We start from the raw sequence: 16,883 nt of genomic DNA, 5'->3' as shown, positions 1-16,883 counted from the left end.
TGACGGCGCGGGCATTGTTCTATTCGTGGATTGTTATAGAGGGATACGGTGTGCGACAAGCCGTGAGGCCCTGCCCCGATGAGTGAGCCATGAAGGACGCGATCCGTTCCAGCCTCGACCGAGTCTCGGGCCTTCTGTTCCTCGGCATCACCGTGGCGGTCGTCGCCGATGCTTTCGACATATGGCATCTGGCCGGACCCATCGGCGCGGCGCTGTCGCTGGTGGTGTTGGCCGTCTTGTCGGTCACGGTGGGCGGGACGGGGCGCATCTTTCTAGGCGTCGGCGTCGCGCTGATCGTCGGGGCCGAGGTCTGGGGCCAGGACCCGCTCGGCGCCATCGAGACAGCGCTGGAGCGTGCGGCCTTCATCGCCGCTTTCTTCACCGCGCTGACCTCCTTGCGCTTTGCCGCCGACACCTCGCCCTCCATCACGCGGGCCGGGCGGTTTCTGGCTGCCCAGCCGCCGGGGCGGCGGTATCTTGCCCTGACGCTGGGCGGGCAGATGTTTGCGCTCTTGCTGAACTATGGCGCCATCGCGCTGCTGGGGTCACTTGCCACCGCCTCGACCAGGGACGAGCCGGAACCCGAACGGCGCAGGCTGCGGCTCAAGCGGATGCTGCTGGCGATCCAGCGCGGGTTCATCTCGACCCTGCCCTGGTCGCCGTTGGGCTTTGCCATCGCTATTTCAACGACGGTGATCCCCGGCGCCAACTGGGCGGATGCTGCGCCCTATTGTCTTGCCTCAGGGATCGCCTTTGCCGGGGTGGGCTATGCGCTGGACCAGATCTTCAAGCCGCGACTGACGGGGATTGCGCCTGCGATCTACACGCGCAGCGACGGCTGGTCGGTTCTGCTGCCGCTTCTGGCGCTGCTTGGCATCCTGGCCGTTCTGGTGATCGTCCTGCAATCGGCAACCGGCCTGCGCCCGTTCAACATTGTCATGTTCGTGGTGCCTGCAATCGCGGGCGTCTGGGTCATGCTGCAAGCAAAGACGGCGCCGCTGCGGGCGCTGGCCCAGCGGTCCGGGCGCTACCTGTTTCACGACCTGCCCGCCTACCGCAGGGAACTGGTGCTGTTGATGATGGCGGGCTTCATCGGGTCGCTTGGCTCGGTCCTGCTGACGCCGCTGATCGAGGCCAGTGGCATTGACCTCGGCCGCCTGCCGCCCTGGGTGATCCTGACCGCGCTGGTCTGGCTGATCCCGCTGACCGGCCAGATCGGGATGAACCCGATCCTTGCGGTGACGCTGTTCATTCCGGCGCTGCCGGCGCCTGAAGCGATCGAGGTCTCGCCCATCGCCTATGTCGTCGCGATCACCGGCGGCTGGGCGATTTCGGGCATGACCAGCCCCTTCACCGCCACCACGTTGCTGGTCGGCGGCTTTGCGGGAGTGTCGGCCCGCCACGCCGGGCTGGTCTGGAATGGCTGGTTCGCGCTCATCATGGGCGTGCTGTATTCGATCTGGGCATCCGTTCTGACGCTGCTTTGACCGTTCGCGTTTCGCAACCATACCAATGCCTTGTAAGGCAAAGCTCCCGCGCCGCGTGAACCGCGGCGCGGGTCTGTCGATCAGAACGGATAGTGCTGGTTCGGGTCCTCGATGGTGATCCAGCGCAGTTCGGTGAATTCGTTCACCCCGGCGCTGCCACCAAACCGGCCATAGCCTGAAGATTTCACGCCGCCAAAGGGCATTTGCGCCTCGTCATGCACGGTCGGGCCGTTAATGTGGCAGATGCCGCTTTCGATCCGTTTGGCCACCGCCATCGCGCGGCGGATGTCGCTGCCGAACACCGAGGCCGACAGCCCGTATTCGGTGTCATTCGCCAGATCGACCGCGTGATCGGTGTCGGAGGCGCGGATGATGCAGACGACCGGGCCAAAGCTTTCGTCGCGGAACAACTTCATGTCCTGCGTGACGTTGTCGATGATCGTGGCGGGCATGATCGTGCCCTCTTCAACGCCGCCGGTGACAAGCGTCGCCCCCTTGGACAGCGCGTCGTTTATCAGATCGTCCACCTTGTCGATGGTCTTGCGGTCGATGACCGATCCCAGAACCACCTGATCGCGCGGGTTGCCATAAGGCAGACCGGCAGCCTTCTTGCCGAACTTCTCGACGAATTCGTCCGCGACCTTGGCATCGACGATGATGCGCTCGGTCGACATGCAGATCTGGCCCTGGTTCATGAACGCGCCAAAGGCTGCGGCATTCACGGCAGCGTCGATATCGGCGTCGTCCAGGATCACCTGCGGCGCCTTGCCGCCCAGCTCCAGCAGCACCGGCTTGAGGTGTCGTGCGGCGGTTTGTGCGATGATCTTGCCGACGCGGGTGGAGCCGGTGAAGTTGATCCGCTTCACCTTGGGATGCTCGATCAGCCGCGCGACGACCTCTGGTGCATCCTCGGCCGAGTGCGTGACGACGTTGATGACGCCCTTGGGCAGGCCCGCCTCTTCAAGGCATTCCGCGATCATCATGTGCAGCCTGGGGCACATCTCGGACGCTTTCAGCACGATGGTGTTGCCGCATGCGATGGGCATGGCGACGGCGCGGGTGCCCAGAATCACGGGCGCATTCCACGGCGCCATGCCGACCAGCACGCCGACGGGCTGGCGATAGGCCATGGCAAGGTTGCCGGGCTTGTCGGACGGCACGACTTCGCCCTTGATCTGGGTGGTCATGGCGGCCGCTTCGCGCAGGATCTTGGCCGCGAAGGACACGTTAAAGCCGATCCAGGGGCCTGTCGCGCCGGTTTCCGCGATGCCGACCTCGATGAATTCCGAGGTCTTTTCTTCCATCACGTCCGCGGCTTCCATCAGGATCTCGCGGCGTTTGGACGGGCCGGTCTCGGACCAGTCGATGAACGCCTTGGCCGCAGCCTCGACCGCGCGGTCGACATCTGCGGTTGTTGCTGCGGCGGCGGTGGTCGCGACCTCGCCGGTGACGGGATCCTTGCGCTCAAAGCTCTTCTGTCCGTGCGCGGCACTCTTTTCGCCGCCGATTAGCAGGTCGATGGTCGACATTGGGGTTCCTCCGTTCGCCGTTGTTTCCCGCACAGATGGTGCGTCGGCATCATTTGACAATGTTCATTAATTTCCGTGTGTTTGCCATAGAATTGAACTAGATTCACTGTTTATGGACCGGAAACCAAAGGGGGGAGCCGCCATGAAGGATACCAGCGTGCAGGGCGAGACATCGACGGGCGCAGGCACAAGCCGCATGACGGCAGGCGGAGCGATCTTCACCCGGCTCAAGGCGCTTGGCGTTGACTACGTGTTTACCAACTCCGGCACCGATTTCCCCCCGATCATCGAAGGCCTGGCCGAAGCTGCCGCCAAGGGGATCGACCTGCCCGACGCCGTGGTGATCCCGCATGAACACGCCGCCATGGGCATGGCGCATGGCTATTACCTGATGACCGGCAAGAGCCAGGCGGTGATGCTGCACACCAATGTCGGCTTGGCGAACGGGGTCATCGGCGCGATCAACGCGGCGTGCGAACATATCCCGATGATCCTGATGTCCGGGCGCACGCCGACGACCGAAAAGGACCGGTTCGGCGCGCGCACCGTCCCCATCGCCTGGGGGCAAGAGATGATGGACCAGGCCGGCCTCGTGCGCGAAAGCGTCAAGTGGGACTATGAGCTGCGCTTCCCCGAGCAGGTGAACGACATGCTCGACCGGGGCTGGGCGATCGCCAATTCGACTCCGAAGGGCCCCGTATACCTGTCTCTCCCGCGTGAGACGCTGTGCGAGGAAATCGACGCCAGCGCGCTGCTGGACGCGCCGCGCATGGCCCCGGTACGGGGTGCGCCTCATGCCTCCGACATCGCACGCGCCGCCGAGATGCTGGCGATTGCCGAGCGCCCGCTGATTATCGCGCAGCGCGGCGCGGGCGATGCGGAAACCTTCGCCGCCTTCGCCGACTGGGTGGAAGACTGGGGCATCCCGGTCTGTTCGTGGTGGGCCACGCACCTGACGCTGTCCACTGAGCATCCTTGCGCCATCGGTCCGAACCCGAAGAAGTTCCTCGACAAGGCGGACGTGGTCGTCGTGCTCGACTGCCTGGCCCCGTGGTGGCCGGACGAGCATCCGATCAACCCGGCCGCCAAGGTCATCAACATCGGCCCCGACCCGATCTTCTCGCGCACGCCGGTGCGGAACTTCCGGTCGGACGTGTCCATCGCGGGCGAGACCAGCACGACCATCCCCGCGCTGATCGAGGCGATGGCCGCCCTGCCCCGCAACCTTCGCAAGATCGGCGAACGGCGCCGCTCCGTGGCCGAGCAGTCCGAGGCGACGCGCAAGGGCATGCGTTGGCAGGCAGCCGCGCGCAATGCGCAAGGCATCACCAAGGAATGGTTCAGCTACCGTCTGGGCGAAGCGCTCAAGGGCCGCGATGCGAGCGTGTTCTCGGAACTTGGCACGATGCTGGGCATGATGGCGCGCGAAGATCATCGCAGCTTTTTCCAGGAGCCGCATTCTGGCGGGCTTGGCTGGTCCTTGCCTGCGTCGCTCGGCGCGCAACTGGCCGACCGGGATCGCCTCTGCGTCGCCACGATGGGCGATGGCAGCTACATGTTCGCCAATCCAACGGTGTGCCACCAGATCGCCGAGGCGCTGGAGCTTCCGGTGCTGATCTGCGTGCTGAACAACGAGGAATGGGGTGCGGTGCGCAAGTCGGTGAAAGAGCTTTATCCCAACGGCTACGCAGCGCGGGCCAACCGGATGCCGCTGACCTCGCTGTCGCCGTCGCCCGATTTCACGCTGACCGCGCAGGCCAGCCGCGCCTGGACCCGCGTTGTGCGGGACGCCCACGACGTCGACGCGGCGCTGGCCGAGGCGATCCGGGTGGTCACGGTCGAGAAACGCCACGCGCTGCTGGAAGTGAAGACCCTGCCGACGGGGTAGACGGCTACAGCACGCCCTCAACATGCATCTGCCGCGCGTAGAGGTAGATGCAGGCCATCACCGCGATGGTGACGATCATCACGGTCGCCGCCTGTCCGCCCGCTATGGTCCACAGGCTTGGCTCTGCCAATGTCAGAAGCCAGCCTGCCGCCAGCACCAGCGAGACCACGGACACGCCCAGCACCAGCGCTGCCAGCGATGAGCGGGTGAACATCAGGATCGCACCGAGGAGGCCCGCCCAGACCCCGATGGCCCAAAGCCCGTCGATCCACAGCGGCAGGTTGCGGTAATACGCGATCTGGTCGGGGGTGAAGCTGCGCAGGTAGAACTCCGCGCCATATTGCGTCAGCGTGTAATCCGCCGCCCCGATCGCGGTCCAGACCAGCGCCACGACCGCCACGGGCCAGTGATACCAGGGTGCCTTGTCCATCGCCGCCTCCAAAAGCTTGCCTTGCACAGACTGTGCCGCTCGCCCGGCCCGCTGTCCAGCGCCTCGCCTTGCGCGCAGCAAACGAAAACGGCCCGCCGAGGGACATCAGCGGGCCGCATCCGGGCCGGTTGCCCGGCCACTGCAAACTGGATCTCTAGCGCATCAGGCGCCGGGCCTCGCCGCCCGACAGCACCCGGCGGGCCGCAAGATAATTGTCACGCCCGGCGTCGGTCGCCAGTTCGGGGAACAGCGACAGGATTTCCGCCCGCTGTTCCGAACCAAGGCCCTTGAGCGAATGATCGCCCGGCTGAAAGCTTTCGCTCCAGGCGCCGTTGGCAAGGACGACCTCGTGATGCTCGAACATGAAGTGGATGTAGGTGGTGCCCAGAACCTGCGCCTCGCTCACGCCTGCCGTGCCGACGAGGTGCTTGGCGGACACCAGAACTTCACGCTCGCCGAACGTGTTGGCGGCATGATCGCCAGTGATGAGCATCCGGTGATTGGGGCTGACCAGCGTGTCCTTCATCGGAAGGCCCGGGCCGAACGCGTCCTTCTGGATCAGGACGGGGCGCAGGTGCGGGTAGCTTTCGATCTCGGGCAGGCGAATTTCCTTGGACCCCACCCAACGGATCGTCTGGATGCCGTTGTCGCGGGTCAGAACACGGTCGCCGACGCCCAATTCTTCTGCAGCGATCAGGCCACGGGGCGTGGTGATCCCGGTGCCCGGCGTGAAGCACGGCGTGGTGCTGGCGTCATCCTGCCGTACAAGGCGGCGCGCACGCCGCTTGGCAAGGAGATCGATCCGAGGTTCCGTCATGGCAGTTTCGTCACCCTGTATCTCGGCCAGGCCGATGCGAGCCCCCACTCGCAAAGTCGTTATTGCACATGCCGCGCTGCGGCCAAAGCCCTGGAACAGAAATATGCCATGATTTCGCTTTGAAGGAGCCGTGCTTAACAGGCTGATTTGTTTCCCGTTTCACCCTACCGCTGCGTGCGAGGCGGGAAAACGGCCTCCAAACACGGCAAAAAGGGGGCAAAACGGGTGCCAAGGCGGCAATTTCGTTCCCGTAGTCGAAACAATGCCCGACCTTGCAGGTGAGGCGTCTGACGCAAGGTAACGCCTTGATGCCCTTCGAAACTGTTTCCGTCCTGCAGCCCCAAGGGGAACGATCGTTTCATTGTTCTCGCAAACCGCCCGTTTACGCAACGTCGGCCGATTGCTCGCCCGATTCGGGGCGTGGCGCCGCTTCGCCCTTCGTCATCCACCGGCACGGACCGTGATCCTGCCGGATCGTCACATCCGTTTCGCGACTTCTTCCAGCATCACCTCTGTCGCGCCGCCGCCGATGCTTTGCACCCTTGCGTCGCGGGTCATCCGTTCGATCGTGCTTTCGCGCATAAAGCCCATGCCGCCGTGGAATTGCAGGCAGTCATACATCACGTCGTTGACCAGCTCGCCCGCCAGCGCCTTTATCATCGACACCTCGCGCACGACATCCTCGCCCGCTGCCGCGCGGGACGCGGTGGAATAGATGAACTGGCGGCACGCCTCGACGCGCGCCGACAACATGGCAAGCCGCTGGCGGATACCCTGCTTTTCCCAAAGCGGTGCGCCAAAGGCGATGCGGCCCCGCACATGCTCGACCGTCAATTCCAGCGCCGCCTGCGCCTCGCCCATCGCCATCGCCCCGATCACAAGACGCTCGTTCTGGAAATTCTTCATGATCTCGTAGAAGCCGCCGCCTTCCCGGCCCAGCACGTTCTCGGCAGGAACCCGGACATCCCGAAAGCTCAACTCGGCGGTGTCAGAGGACCGCCAGCCATGCTTGTCCAGCGGCCGGGACACCGTGAAACCGGGCATGCCTTTTTCGACAAGGAACATCGTGACGGATTGCGACGGCCGCGCCTCGGGGTCGGTCTTGGCGGCGACGCAGTAGACGTCGGCATGGACCCCGTTGGTGATGAACATCTTGGCGCCGTTCAGGACGTAATCGTCCCCGTCCCTGCGCGCCCGCGTGGCGATGCCCTTCACGTCCGATCCCGCGCCGGGTTCCGTCACCGCCACCGCCGAGATCGCCTCGCCCGCGATACAGCGCGGCAACCACTTTGATTTTTGCGCGTCGGTTCCTGCGTTGAAGATGTGGACCGATGCCATGTCGGTGTGCACCAGCGCAGTGATCGCGACGCCCGAATAGGTCGAGCGGCCAAGTTCTTCGGCCCAGACAACCGTTGCCCGCTGGTCGAGGTCCGAGCCGCCAAGCGCCTCGGGATAGCGGATGCCGAAGAAACCGAGGTCTCCCATCTTGCGCAGCAGCGCGCGGGGCGTCGCGCCCTCGGTCTCCCAGGCGTCGGCGTGAGGCTTGATCTCGGTCTCGACGAAGCGGCGGATCTGGTCGCGCAGCATGACGAGGGTTTCGTCGAAGAAAACCGGGCTGCGGGCGCCGCTGTCAAAGGGGGAGAAGTCGGGCATGTGTCGCTCCTGTCAAATGGTGGTCTGGCCGGTGATCCCGGCGGCAGCGGCGACCGGGAGGGCCGTTGCGTCGAATTTTCCCTGCCCAAGCACGGTCATCAGGTGTCGTCCATGTCCAGCTCGATCAGGATCGTCTTCTGGGTCACGGACTGGCCGGGCGCGACGTCGACGCGGGCGACGCGGCCCGAGACGGGCGCGGTCAGCGCATGGACCAGCTTCATCGCTTCCATCACCGCCAGCGTCTGCCCGGCCTGCACCCGGTCTCCGGTCGCTACGCGCACCTCGGTGACAAGGCCGGTCAGCGGGGCGATCACGACACCTTCGGCGTGCAGGTCGGTGCGGTCCTCGATCCGTGCTTCGGCCAGCGGACGCACGATCGCCATGATCGACAGCCCGCGCAGCGTCGCGCTGACATGATCGCCGTGGCGCGTGACCGTGACGGATGCGTCAAGCGCCTCGCTGCGACCATCCTGCCCCACCTCGGGCGGCTGCCCGAAGGTCAGGCTTATCTCGGCGCTGCCATACCCGTCCTCGACCTTGAGCATTGCGCGCCCCGGCACGTCGGCCCCGCCAACGCGAAATCCGTCACGGCGCGACAGCGGGTCGTCCCCCTTCCCCAGCGAGGCAAGCGCAACATGGCCCCTCAGACGCAGCAAGGTCCCCGCAACGGGCGCCCATCCGCCGGGAAAGGTATCCTCCAGAAACCCGGTCGTCGCCTCGCCGCGCGCAAAGGCGGGCGCATCCAGGCAGTCGCGCAGCAGGCCAAGGTTGGTCCCCACGCCAGAAAGCCGCGTTCCGTCCAGCCCCGCACGCAACCGCTTCAAAGCTGCATCGCGGTCCGCGCCGTGGGCGATCAGCTTGGCGATCATCGAATCGTAGTGGCTGGATACCGTGTCGCCGTCCTCGAACCCGGTCTCGAACCGCAGGCCCGGCCCGGCGGACAGGACGTCGATCCGTCCGGTGTCAGGCAGGAAATCCGCCTCTGGCCGCTCGGCGTTCAGGCGCAGCTCGATCGCATGGCCACGAGGGCGGATCTGCGACTGGACAAGCGGCAAGGGCAGACCGGCGGCCTGCCGAAGCTGCCATTCCACAAGGTCCACACCGCAGATTTCCTCTGTCACCGGGTGCTCGACCTGCAACCGCGTGTTCATCTCGAGGAAATAGGGCTGGCTGTCGCCCGCAGCCAAGATGAATTCCACCGTGCCCGCCCCCGCATAGCGGATCGCCGAGGTCAGGTTGAGCGCATGGGCGAACAGCGCCTCGCGCACGGCGTCCGGCAGGTTCGGCGCAGGCGCTTCCTCGATGATCTTCTGGTGGTTGCGCTGGACCGAGCAGTCGCGTTCGTGGAAATGCAGCGCGCCGCCCTGTCCATCGCCAAAGACCTGCACCTCAAGATGGCGAGGGTTCTGCACCAGCTTTTCGATGAAGACCGCCTCGTCGCCAAATGCGCCCCGAGCCTCGGCCCGTGCAGATTTCAGCGCGTCCGTCAGGTCCCCCGGCTGCATCACACGGCGCATCCCCCGCCCGCCACCGCCCGCGCTGGCCTTGACCAGAACCGGATAGCCGATGTCCCTGGCCGCGCGGGCCAGGTCCGCGTCGGCCGCGTCCCTGTCGGAATAGCCGGGGACCAGCGGCACGCCCGCCTTTTCGGCAAGGCCTCGGGCCATGATCTTTGACCCCATGCTTTCAACAGCTTCGGCATCGGGGCCGACAAAGATCACGCCCGCCTTGACCACCGCGCGGACGAACTCCGCGTTCTCGGACAGAAACCCATAGCCGGGGTGCAGCGCATCCGCATCCGTCGCCACAGCCGCCGCGATGATCCGGTCGATCGACAGATAGCTTTGCGCCGGAGCCGCCGGGCCGATCGCGATGGCCTCGTCCGCCATGCGCACATGGCGCGCCTGCGCGTCCGCCTCGGAATATACCGCGATCGAGGTCAGGCCTAGCCTGCGGCACGTCGCAATGACCCGGCAGGCGATCTCGCCCCGGTTGGCGATCAGGACGCGGCGGATCGGGCGCGGTGCGGTCAGGAACTCTGTGGCGGTCACGGGCACGGGCTTACATCCTGTAGACGGGACGATGTGCCCGCACTTCGGGGCGCAGGTTCACCACCGACAGGCACAGCCCCAGCACCCGCCGCGTGTCGCGCGGATCGATGATGCCGTCGTCGAAAATGCGCGCGGTGCAGAAATAGGGATCGGACTTTTCCTCGAACATCTGCCGCAGTTTCTGTTCATGCTCGGCCAGCTCGTCGCTGCTTGCCTCGCCGCGCGAGATCGAGGCGCGGCGCAGGTCCATCAGCACCGAAGAGCCGACATCGGGGTTCATCCCGCCCAGCCGCGCGTTCGGCCACATGAACATGAAATGCGGGCGGAATCCCCGGCCGGACATGCCGTAATTGCCCGCGCCGTAAGAGCTGCCGGTAATCACCGTCAGGCGCGGCACGCGGGTGTTGGACATTGCGTAGACCAGCTTGGCCGAGTGCTTCGAGATGCCGCCGAGTTCCGCGTCACGGCCCACCATGAACCCGGTGGTGTTCTGCAGAAAAAGGATCGGTGTGCCACGCTGGTCGCACAGCTCGATGAAATGCGTGGCCTTGAGGCAGGCCTCGGCGAACATCACGCCGTTGTTGGCGATGATCCCGACGGCAAAGCCTTCGATCCGGGCGGTGCCGCAGACGATGGTGTCGCCCCATTCCGGTTTGAATTCGTGGAAATCGCTGCCGTCGACAATGCGCGCGATCACTTCGCGCTGATCGAAGGGACGCGACAGATCGGTGCCGACGATGGACGGGATCTCGCCAGCATCAAGGCGGGGAGGCACAGACGCCGCGCGCCCCGGTGCGAAGGGCTGGGCATAACCAAGGCTGCCCACCATGTCGCGCAGCCGACCAAGCGCCGCGTGTTCATCGGGCACGATATGGTCAGAGACGCCCGATTGCCGCGAATGCAGCGCCGCGCCGCCAAGATCGTGACGGTCCACGACTTCCGAGATCGCGGCCTTCACGATCTGCGGGCCGCCAAGGTGGATCGACGCCTGCCCCTCGACCATGATGAACTCGTCGCACAGCGCAGGAATATAGGCCCCGCCCGCCGTGCATTCGCCGAACACCGCCGCCAGTTGCGGGATGCCTTGCGCCGACATCGTGCATTGCCGGTGAAAGGTGCCGCCGAAATGGGTCTCGTCGTAGAAGACTTCTTCCATCTGGTTCAGGTTCGCCCCGCCGCAATCGACAAGGTAGAGGCAGGGCAGACGGTTCTGCGCCGCGATGTCCTGCGCTCGGATATGCTTCTTGACGGTCTCGCGGTGGAACGAGCCGCCCTTCACCGTGGCGTCGTTGGCGATGATCATGCAGGCGGTGCCGCGCACCGTGCCGATCCCCGTGACGATGCCCGCTGACGCCAGCTTGCCGTCATACAGGCCCCAGCCGGCCAGCGGCGTGAGTTCAAGAAACGCTGTGCCGGGGTCGATCAGCAGGTCGATCCGGTCACGGACGAGGATCTTGGCGCGGTCATGGTGCCGCGCGATCATCCGCGCGCCGCCGCCCGCCCGTGCCCAGGCCAGCTTGCCGCGCAGATCGTCGATCAGCGCAGCATATTCGGCGGCCCGCTGGCGAGGGTCCTCGGCGTTGGCCAGAGGCGATCCGATCACCGCCATGCGTGGCCCCTGAGGGAGTCAGAATTCACTACGGTCCTCCGGGCGGGCGGCTTGGTTCCACAAGCGCCCCTTTTACCTAACACTTGTTATAATTTCTTCCCGTGCATCCGGTCAATGACCGATGTGACCCGGGGCAGCAGCACTCCCTCTGCATCTTGCCTCATGGCAAGACGCCGGACTAAGGAAGACCGGTGCTGCAAGGGAGACTTGATCGATGCCCGTGACCCGCAAGCCCGACGAGCGGTTGAGGGATGTCTCGCGCCGGATGATCCTGGACCGGACGGCAGGGCTTCTGGTGCGGCAGGGCTATGGCGCCACGTCCCTGCGCGACATCGCGCAGGCCTGCGACATGAAGGCGGGCTCGCTCTACTATCACTTCGACGGCAAGGACGCCCTGGTCGAAGAGATCATGACCGAAGGGGTGAAGCGCGTCGAAGCCTCGGTGCTGGACGCGCTGCAAGCTGCGTCGGGATCGCCCCCGCTCGACCGGGTGCGGATCGCGATGGAGGTCCATCTGCGCACCCTGCATGACAAAAGCGACTATGGTTCGGCCCATATCCGCTGCTTCGCGCATGTTCCCGCCGACATCCGCCACCGGCTGCGCAGCACGCGCGCGGGTTACGATGCGGTCTGGGCGCGCCTTCTGTCCGAGGCGCAACAGGCCGGAGCCATCGCCCCCGACATCGACCTGCACACGCTGAAATTCGCGATCATCGGAATGATGAACTGGACACTGGAATGGCCGCTGCAAAATGGCGTCGGCCCCGAAGAGATGGCAAACAGTTTCTTTCGCATCGCGTTCATGGGTGCAGGCCAGGATTGACGGTGCTGGTCACACGTCCACGGACACCTGGCGTGCCACGAGGCCGGGCAAGGCGGCGAAGTCCGAGAACGCGGCGGCGTGCGGCATCTGGTCGACCGGGCATTTGCGATAGCCTTCGGTGAACAGAAGGAACGGCACCCCGGCGCGCCGTGCCGTTTCGGCATCGACCTCGCTGTCGCCGACGTAGATCTCGGGCGCCTGTGGCAACGCCTCGAACACGGCGCAAAGCGGCGCCGGGTCGGGCTTGTGCACCGGCAGGCTGTCACCGCCGAGGACGGTCTCGAAGAACCGCTCAAATCCAAGGTGCCGCAACACTACGCGCGTCGGCCGGATCGGCTTGTTGGTGCAGATGCCCAGGACGTGGCCCGCCCGGAGCAGCGCCGAAAGCGCCTCTTCCACTCCGGGATAAGGCCGCGTCAGATGAACCGCGTCGTCATAGCGGCGGATGAATTCGGCCAGCAGCCGGTCATGGTCGGCGTCCGGCAGATCCCGCGCCGCGCGCAGGCGCGCCACGAAGACGCCCGCGCCATTGCCGATGAAATCCCGCGTCTCGGCCAGGGTGATCGGCGCGCGGCCCACGCGGTCCAGCAACGCATTGGCGATGCCGCAGATGTCGGGCGCGCTGTCGATCAGCGTGCCGTCCAGATCGAAGACGATGGCAGCCATCACGCGGACCCGTCATTGCCGCCGGTCATCGCAGCGCCATCAGCCTGCCGCCTTGCGGATCGCCGCGATGTTCTGCCCGTAGACCTCGGGCGCCTCGACCGATCCGCCCTTGAACACCGCCGACCCCGCCACCAGCACGTCCGCCCCCGCCGCGACCACCAGAGGCGCGGTCACGGTATCGACACCGCCGTCGATCTCGATATGCACCGGGCGGTCGCCGATCATCGCGCGCAGGGCGCGGACCTTGGCGGTCATGTCGATGAACTTCTGCCCGCCAAAGCCGGGGTTCACCGTCATCACGCAAACCAGATCGGCCATATCCAGCACATGCGCGACCGCCTCGGCTGGCGTGCCGGGGTTGAGCGCGACGCCCGCCTTCATCCCGGCCCCCCGGATCGCCTGAAGCGTGCGGTGGATGTGCGGGCCGGCCTCGACATGCGCGGTCAGGATGTCCGCGCCCGCTTCGGCATAGGCCTCGATGAAGGGGTCCACCGGCGCGATCATCAGGTGCACGTCCATCACCGTCTTCACATGGCGCCGGAACGCCTTTACCGCGGGCGGCCCGAAAGTCAGGTTCGGGACGAAGTGGTTGTCCATGACATCGACATGCACCCAATCGGCGCCCTGATCCTCGATGGCGCGGATCTCGGCGCCGAAGTTCGCGAAATCGGCGGACAGGATGGACGGCGCGATCTTAACGCGGCGGTCGAATGTCATGGTGCGGTCCCTTCTGCTTTGGGCGGATGTGCCGCCGGTGCAGGGCCCGCGTCAAGCCCCCGCGCGGCACAGGCGCCCTGCCCGCTAGAGCACTTGGTAGACATCCACGCAGACCGAGGACGGCGCGGGCCATAGCGAACAGACGAACAGACGCTCGCGCAGCCAGGCGTGCGGCCCGTCGGGCGCATCGAACGTGGGCGCGGTGCGCATGTAGAATTCGCCGGGGCCAACGGGTTCTCCGGCACGGATCTTGTCGAGCGCAGCGCCAGAGGACACCCGCAACCCCATGTTTCGCACATAGATCAGCGTGCCGTCGTCGGCTTCGATCGAGTAATGCGCCTCGATGCGGGAATTGCCGTCGGGGCCGATCACCGGCCAGTCCGATCCACCCGGAAGCACGCGCGCGGACAGGCGCGGCCCGCTGACCCGCCCGCCGGTGATCGGGATGTGAAGCCGCTCGCCCACAGGGTTCTTGCCTGCGGACCGGGGCTTGTCGATGTCCGCCTCGATGCGGAAGACGAAGTCGAGTTTCGGCTCGGGCGGTGTCATGCCTGCGCCATTGCAGGCGTATCCGCCAGCCACGCCGACATCGCGCGAAGCGACGCCTCGGACGCAGGGCAATACTCCATCGCCCGCAGATAGCCGTGGATCAGCCCCGGTCCGCGGTCGAGTGTGACCGGAACCCCCGCCGCCTCCAGTGCCTCGGCATAGGCAAGGCCGCTGTCGCGCAAGGGGTCAAACTCGGCCACGGCGATATAGGCGGGCGGAAGGCCGGAATGGTCCTTGGCCACGAGCGGTGCAAGGCGCGGATCGGTCGAAAGCAGCGCGGGGTTTCCGGAATACATGGCATTCACCCGCTCCATGTCGGCGGCGCGCACGATCGGGCCTTCGGCGTTCTCGGAGTAGGACGGACGCGAGGCATCGAAATCGCAGGCCGGGTAAATCAGCAGTTGCGCGTTGAACAGATCCTCGCCGCGCAGGTCCAGGGCAACCGCTGCCGCAAGGTTGCCGCCCGCGCTGTCCCCGCCGATGGCAATGCGCGCCGGATCGACGCCGAGGCCCGCCGCCGAGGCATGGACCCAGCGCGCCACGGCGACGCACTGATCGAAGGCGGCGGGAAACGGACGCTCGGGCGCCTTGGCATAGTCCACGCTGATGACCGTCTGGCGGTTCCAGTCGGCAATGCGCGCGGTTATGTCCCAATGCGTCTCGGGGCTGCCCTGCATCCAGGCGCCGCCGTGCATGTAGATCAGGCAGGGTTGCACGCCGCCGTCCTTGTGCCGAAAGACCCGGACGCGGACCTGTCCGGCGGGGCTGTCGATCCAGTGCTCGGCGTCAGTGTCCACGGAATCGGGGGTCGGCAGGCGCATCTCTCGCGCGATGCCCTCGAACGCGGTGCGACGGTCGGCCGGGGTCGCGCCGGGCGGCACCCGCGTCCATTTCTCGGCCCAGGTGGTCAGGAAAGGTTCTAGATCGGGGTTCATGGGTCGTTTACCTTCACATGTGACAGGATCATGTCGACGGCCTGCCCGCGCAGCGCATTCTGGCCTTCGGGCCCGAACAGGCCGGGGCCGAACAGCGCCGAGAAGGTCGGCCGGTTCGAGACGTTGAAGAAACTCAGCGCGCTGATCTGCCAGTGCAGCGCCACCGGATCGAGACCGGGACGGAAGGCGCCTTCGGCTTCTCCGCGGCGGATGATCTCGGCCAGCCGGTCGATCGCGGCGACGTTGACCGTGCGGATCACCTCGGAGCGTTTCAGATATTGGGCATGGTGGATGTTCTCGATCATCACCATCCGAATGAATTCCGGGGATTTGCGGTGGTGGTCGAAGGTGAAGGAGACTAGTTCGGCCAGTGCGTCGGCGGCGGTCAATCCTTCGAGGTTCAGCTTTTTCTCGCCTTCGCGGACCTTCGCATAGGCGGCTTCCAGCACGCGGGCATAGAGGCCTTCCTTGTCGCCGAAGTAGTAGTAGATCATCCGCTTGGAGGTTTCGGTTCGCGCCGCGATTTCATCGATCCGGGTGCCCGACAGACCGTTCGCCGCGAACAGTTCGGTCGCGATCCGCAGGATGTCCGACTTCACCGCTTCGGGATTCTGCTTCCAGTTCTGCTTCTTTTTTTCGTTCGGCACCAAAGGCTTGTTCACAGCACTCTCCCTTCCTCGGGGAATGGGTAGCATGGCCCGATTTAACTGAACAGTTAAAAGTGTTGACAGCAATTAACCGCTGCGAACATTGTGCGGCAAGGAACCGGCGAGTCGTCGGCGAGGGAGGATCAGCAGATGGCCATGCGCATCGACAGCGCCGGGACGGGCAGCGCGCAGGCGCCCGGCCTTGGGTCTGTTCGCGTCGCGCTGATCGGCCGCGGCATCCAGAAATCCCGCACCCCCGCGATGCACCGGGCCGAGGGGGACGCACAGGGCCTTGCCCTGACTTACGAGCTTTGGGACACCGACGTTCTGCCTCAGGACGACGCCCAGGTCGCCGCGCTGCTGGCCCGCGCAGAGGCCGAGGGGCTGGCAGGACTGAACGTCACCTTCCCTTACAAGAAGGCCGTTATCGCGCATCTCGACGAGTTGTCGGACGCGGCGCGGCGTGTTGGCGCGGTGAACACCATCGTGTTCCGTGGCGGGCGGCGATACGGCCACAACACCGACCTTTGGGGGTTCGCCGAAGGGTGGAAACGCGGCCTTCCCGGCGCGGCATTGGACACGGTCCTGTTGCTGGGCGCGGGCGGCGCGGGCGCGGCCGTCGCACATGCCCTGTGCGCCGTGGGTGCGCAGCGGCTTCTCATTGCCGACAGCGACCGGGGCGCCGCACAGGCACTTGCAGCGGACATCCTGGCCGACGGCGCGGCGCACGCGGAACCTGTCGCCGATCTTGCTGCGGCGGCCAAACGCGCGGACGGCATCGTGAACGCGACGCCGATGGGCATGGCCAAGCTGCCGGGCACCGCCATCGACACGGCGCTATTGGAGCCCCGGCACTGGGTCGCCGACATCGTATATTTCCCACTGGAAACCGAGCTTCTGGCGGCGGCGCGCGCGCGCGGCTGCCGCACGCTGGCGGGATCGGGGATGGCGGTGTTCCAGGCTGTCCGGGCCTTCGAGCTGTTCACCGGCCTCGCGCCGGACCCCAAACGGATGTGGGCCACCTTCGAGGCCTTCATCGAGACCGACGCCGCAAACGGCGGCTGACCAACACGCAACAGGGA

At 65.9% G+C, this 16,883-nt stretch carries 15 protein-coding genes; 4 read left to right on the top strand and 11 right to left on the bottom strand.

Features of this window, described 5'->3' with window-relative positions; all coding sequences use genetic code 11:
* Positions 1-89: 89 nt before the first annotated feature.
* Positions 90-1,487, top strand: coding sequence for a hypothetical protein (locus tag KTJ87_RS06770; RefSeq protein ID WP_267138339.1), 1,398 nt, complete (start codon positions 90-92; stop codon positions 1,485-1,487).
* Between the two features lie 80 nt (positions 1,488-1,567).
* On the opposite strand, the gene KTJ87_RS06765 is transcribed toward KTJ87_RS06770, so the two are convergent.
* Positions 1,568-3,016, bottom strand: coding sequence for an aldehyde dehydrogenase (locus KTJ87_RS06765; protein WP_267138338.1), 1,449 nt, complete (start codon positions 3,014-3,016; stop codon positions 1,568-1,570).
* 142 nt (positions 3,017-3,158) lie between these two features.
* Here KTJ87_RS06765 and KTJ87_RS06760 point away from each other — a divergent pair, with 142 nt between their 5' ends.
* Positions 3,159-4,904, top strand: a complete 1,746-nt coding sequence (locus KTJ87_RS06760; protein ID WP_267138337.1) for a thiamine pyrophosphate-requiring protein — start codon at positions 3,159-3,161, stop codon at positions 4,902-4,904.
* 4 nt (positions 4,905-4,908) lie between these two features.
* Here the strand turns inward: KTJ87_RS06760 and KTJ87_RS06755 are convergent, their stop codons facing one another.
* The 5 genes from KTJ87_RS06755 to KTJ87_RS06735 form a co-directional block, all read right to left on the bottom strand.
* A complete protein-coding gene (locus KTJ87_RS06755) occupies positions 4,909-5,334 on the bottom strand; it encodes a hypothetical protein (protein WP_267138336.1) in 426 nt (141 codons plus the stop codon).
* A 154-nt stretch (positions 5,335-5,488) separates the two neighbouring features.
* Positions 5,489-6,151 (bottom strand): Hint domain-containing protein, encoded by a 663-nt coding sequence (locus KTJ87_RS06750; protein ID WP_267138335.1) that lies wholly within the window; start codon positions 6,149-6,151, stop codon positions 5,489-5,491.
* 477 nt (positions 6,152-6,628) lie between these two features.
* Entirely contained in the window at positions 6,629-7,804 is a 1,176-nt protein-coding gene (locus KTJ87_RS06745; protein ID WP_267138334.1) for an acyl-CoA dehydrogenase family protein, read from the bottom strand.
* 98 nt (positions 7,805-7,902) lie between these two features.
* On the bottom strand, positions 7,903-9,861 hold the full coding sequence (locus KTJ87_RS06740) for an acetyl/propionyl/methylcrotonyl-CoA carboxylase subunit alpha (protein WP_267138333.1): 1,959 nt from the start codon (positions 9,859-9,861) through the stop codon (positions 7,903-7,905).
* A gap of 4 nt (positions 9,862-9,865) precedes the next feature.
* Entirely contained in the window at positions 9,866-11,464 is a 1,599-nt protein-coding gene (locus KTJ87_RS06735; RefSeq protein WP_267138332.1) for an acyl-CoA carboxylase subunit beta, read from the bottom strand.
* A gap of 214 nt (positions 11,465-11,678) precedes the next feature.
* Between KTJ87_RS06735 and KTJ87_RS06730 the strand changes: the two genes are divergently transcribed.
* Entirely contained in the window at positions 11,679-12,287 is a 609-nt protein-coding gene (locus tag KTJ87_RS06730) for a TetR/AcrR family transcriptional regulator (protein ID WP_267138331.1), read from the top strand.
* A 9-nt stretch (positions 12,288-12,296) separates the two neighbouring features.
* On the opposite strand, the gene gph is transcribed toward KTJ87_RS06730, so the two are convergent.
* The 5 genes from gph to KTJ87_RS06705 all read right to left on the bottom strand — a co-directional run bounded on the left by gph (position 12,297) and on the right by KTJ87_RS06705 (position 15,816).
* The gene (gph, locus tag KTJ87_RS06725) at positions 12,297-12,953 is read right to left on the bottom strand and encodes a phosphoglycolate phosphatase (protein WP_267138330.1); all 657 of its coding nucleotides are present in this window, start codon (positions 12,951-12,953) and stop codon (positions 12,297-12,299) included.
* A 39-nt stretch (positions 12,954-12,992) separates the two neighbouring features.
* Positions 12,993-13,670 carry a ribulose-phosphate 3-epimerase gene (gene rpe / locus KTJ87_RS06720; RefSeq protein WP_267138329.1) on the bottom strand — a complete coding sequence of 226 codons (678 nt, stop codon included), beginning with the start codon at positions 13,668-13,670 and terminating at the stop codon, positions 12,993-12,995.
* Positions 13,671-13,754: 84 nt separating this feature from the next.
* Complete coding sequence (locus KTJ87_RS06715) at positions 13,755-14,219, bottom strand: DUF3237 domain-containing protein (RefSeq protein WP_267138328.1); 465 nt, start codon at positions 14,217-14,219, stop codon at positions 13,755-13,757.
* Positions 14,216-15,154, bottom strand: a complete 939-nt coding sequence (locus KTJ87_RS06710; protein WP_267138327.1) for an alpha/beta hydrolase — start codon at positions 15,152-15,154, stop codon at positions 14,216-14,218. The genes KTJ87_RS06715 and KTJ87_RS06710 overlap by 4 nt, the downstream gene beginning before the upstream one ends.
* Positions 15,151-15,816, bottom strand: coding sequence for a TetR/AcrR family transcriptional regulator (locus KTJ87_RS06705; protein WP_267138326.1), 666 nt, complete (start codon positions 15,814-15,816; stop codon positions 15,151-15,153). Before KTJ87_RS06705 ends, KTJ87_RS06710 begins: the two co-directional genes overlap by 4 nt.
* 135 nt (positions 15,817-15,951) lie before the next feature.
* Here KTJ87_RS06705 and KTJ87_RS06700 point away from each other — a divergent pair, with 135 nt between their 5' ends.
* On the top strand, positions 15,952-16,866 hold the full coding sequence (locus KTJ87_RS06700; RefSeq protein WP_267138325.1) for a shikimate dehydrogenase: 915 nt from the start codon (positions 15,952-15,954) through the stop codon (positions 16,864-16,866).
* Positions 16,867-16,883: the final 17 nt, after the last annotated feature.

The sequence above is a fragment of the Anianabacter salinae genome (genome assembly GCF_019061145.1).
Classification (GTDB): Bacteria; Pseudomonadota; Alphaproteobacteria; order Rhodobacterales; family Rhodobacteraceae; genus Anianibacter; species Anianibacter salinarum.
The sequence above is the reverse complement of the archived record's forward strand: the minus strand, read 5'-3'. Positions and strand labels throughout refer to the sequence as shown.

What these genes read in the sequence shown, in the direction of transcription:
- KTJ87_RS06770 (WP_267138339.1), top strand. Translation starts at nt 90, where the DNA reads ATGAAGGACGCGATCCGTTCCAGCCTCGACCGAGTCTCGGGCCTTCTG.
- KTJ87_RS06765 (WP_267138338.1), bottom strand. Translation starts at nt 3,016, where the DNA reads ATGTCGACCATCGACCTGCTAATCGGCGGCGAAAAGAGTGCCGCGCAC.
- KTJ87_RS06760 (WP_267138337.1), top strand. Translation starts at nt 3,159, where the DNA reads ATGAAGGATACCAGCGTGCAGGGCGAGACATCGACGGGCGCAGGCACA.
- KTJ87_RS06755 (WP_267138336.1), bottom strand. Translation starts at nt 5,334, where the DNA reads ATGGACAAGGCACCCTGGTATCACTGGCCCGTGGCGGTCGTGGCGCTG.
- KTJ87_RS06750 (WP_267138335.1), bottom strand. Translation starts at nt 6,151, where the DNA reads ATGACGGAACCTCGGATCGATCTCCTTGCCAAGCGGCGTGCGCGCCGC.
- KTJ87_RS06745 (WP_267138334.1), bottom strand. Translation starts at nt 7,804, where the DNA reads ATGCCCGACTTCTCCCCCTTTGACAGCGGCGCCCGCAGCCCGGTTTTC.
- KTJ87_RS06735 (WP_267138332.1), bottom strand. Translation starts at nt 11,464, where the DNA reads ATGGCGGTGATCGGATCGCCTCTGGCCAACGCCGAGGACCCTCGCCAG.
- KTJ87_RS06730 (WP_267138331.1), top strand. Translation starts at nt 11,679, where the DNA reads ATGCCCGTGACCCGCAAGCCCGACGAGCGGTTGAGGGATGTCTCGCGC.
- gph (WP_267138330.1), bottom strand. Translation starts at nt 12,953, where the DNA reads ATGGCTGCCATCGTCTTCGATCTGGACGGCACGCTGATCGACAGCGCG.
- rpe (WP_267138329.1), bottom strand. Translation starts at nt 13,670, where the DNA reads ATGACATTCGACCGCCGCGTTAAGATCGCGCCGTCCATCCTGTCCGCC.
- KTJ87_RS06715 (WP_267138328.1), bottom strand. Translation starts at nt 14,219, where the DNA reads ATGACACCGCCCGAGCCGAAACTCGACTTCGTCTTCCGCATCGAGGCG.
- KTJ87_RS06710 (WP_267138327.1), bottom strand. Translation starts at nt 15,154, where the DNA reads ATGAACCCCGATCTAGAACCTTTCCTGACCACCTGGGCCGAGAAATGG.
- KTJ87_RS06700 (WP_267138325.1), top strand. Translation starts at nt 15,952, where the DNA reads ATGGCCATGCGCATCGACAGCGCCGGGACGGGCAGCGCGCAGGCGCCC.